Here is a 2,017-nt window from a genome sequence, read left to right on the forward strand (position 1 = left end):
TGCAAAATTTCAATAAGCAAATGTATTACTACCAGGCACAGGTAGCAGAATACAAGAAGATGATGAACGACCCGGATAAAATGGCCGAAAAGCTATTATCAGTAGTGAGAAACACCCCTGCTTTCAAAGATTTCATGAGTAAAAATAGTTTGCTGGCCCAACTGTTCCCGATGCCGGGAAGCTATGGGGATCCCACCCTGGCATTGAGCGGACTACAAACCCGGACCAGCGTGCAACAACAATTAACCCAACAGCTTAGCGCCGCAGGAGGAAGTAACCCGCAACAATACCTGCAACAGCAGGTACAGCAGGCCCAGTCTGAGCTGAACGGATTAAAAGATAAGATCAACAAGGCCGGTGGACAAAGCAGCAGCGACCTGGAGATGCCGGATTTTAAACCGAACAACCAGAAGACGAAAACTTTCTGGAAGCGGATAGAATACGGGTTGAACATACAATCCCAAAAAACGAACAGCCTGCTGCCAGTTACCAGTGACCTTGCCTTAACAGCAGGATACAAACTGAATGATAAAGCTACGGTAGGAGTGGGTGCAGGATATAAGATGGGATGGGGTAAAAATATCAGCAATATAAGAATCACGGGTGAGGGTGTTTCGTTGAGAAGCTACCTGGATGTGAAATACAAAGGCAGTATCTGGATAACAGGAGGCTATGAACTCAATTACCAGCAGTCTTTTTCCAAGATCGAGCAATTGAAGAACCTGGATGCCTGGCAAAGAAGCGGTTTGGTGGGACTGACCAAGAAGTACCGGATAGGTAAGAAGAAAGGCAACCTGCAGTTGTTGTGGGATTTTTTGAGCTACAGCCAGGTGCCTCAGACACAACCATTAAAGTTCAGAATCGGGTATCTGCTATAATAAACCATTGACTAGATGAAAACTGTTTTTAAGACCTATTTATTGATCGCCGCGTTTTTTTTACTCTGTTCAACACTGAGTGCGCAGACCAACCAGCCCTCTACTACCCAGGCAAAAGTAGGGAGCGCTGTGTCGTCGGTATATCTGCCGGCAGCATACCCCGCTGGCATACCACTCAATTACATCAATACCTGGCAACCCAGGATACCGTTCACCGACACTGCCTTGGTGAGAGGGAACAGCAATGTAACACAGGTGAATAAAAATACCCAGTATATCGACGGCCTGGGAAGGGTAATACAATCGGTTAACTGGAAGGCTTCTCCAACGCAGAACGATCTGGTAGCTCCAACTATTTACGATGCCTTTGGCCGTGAGCAATACCATTTTTTGCCTTACGCCTCTCAGGGAACAGACGGTTCTTTTAAAACAAATCCTTTTGGGGAGCAGGGTTCTTTTTATGGTACCACTTATCCTGCACAACAAGCTGCTTATAGTGGCGAGTCGGTATATTATGGGAAGACCAATTACGAAGCTTCTCCGCTGAACCGGGTGGTGAAAACTTTTGCACCAGGTAATAATTGGGCGGGATCGGAAGGCAGCGCTACAGAACATGCCGCAAAGCAGCAATACCTGGTAAGCACGACCGGCGACTCTGTACAGGTATGGAACATAACCAATAATGTGCTTACCTATGCCAACAATGATGTCAGCACCAATATCCCTGTTGCGGCAGGTATATATGGTGCAGGGCAGTTGTATAAAAATGTTACGATAGATGAACAGGGTAATAATGTTGTTGAATACAAGGACAAAGACGGACGTGTTGTTTTAAAGAAAGTGCAGATCACGGCCGCCCCCGGCACAGCACACGTAGGATGGCTCTGCACTTATTATGTATATGATGCCATAGGGAATCTGCGTTTTGTAATCCCACCCAAAGCTGTTGCCACTTTATTAAGCAACGCTACCTGGGATCTTACCATCAGTACAGGCAGCCTGATCAATGAACTTTGTTTTCGCTATGAGTATGATGGTCGAAACCGGATGATTGCCAAGAAAGTGCCGGGTGCAGGCTGGGTATACATGATCTATGATAAAAGAGACCGGCTGGTATTTACCCAGGACGCTAATATGGG

Annotated in this window: 1 protein-coding gene and 1 pseudogene; both read left to right on the plus strand. The window is 46.4% G+C overall.

Translation table 11 applies throughout. The annotated features are described in order from the left end of the window. Positions 1–878, plus strand: a pseudogene (locus tag BLU98_RS17435) (hypothetical protein); the annotation flags it as partial. A gap of 15 nt (positions 879–893) precedes the next feature. Continuing rightward, positions 894–2,017: DUF6443 domain-containing protein (locus BLU98_RS17440; protein ID WP_257575104.1), on the plus strand; the 1,124-nt coding region annotated here is incomplete at its 3' end.

Origin of the sequence: Hydrobacter penzbergensis, assembly GCF_900106985.1 — a bacterium.
GTDB lineage: Bacteria > Bacteroidota > Bacteroidia > Chitinophagales > Chitinophagaceae > Sediminibacterium > Sediminibacterium magnilacihabitans.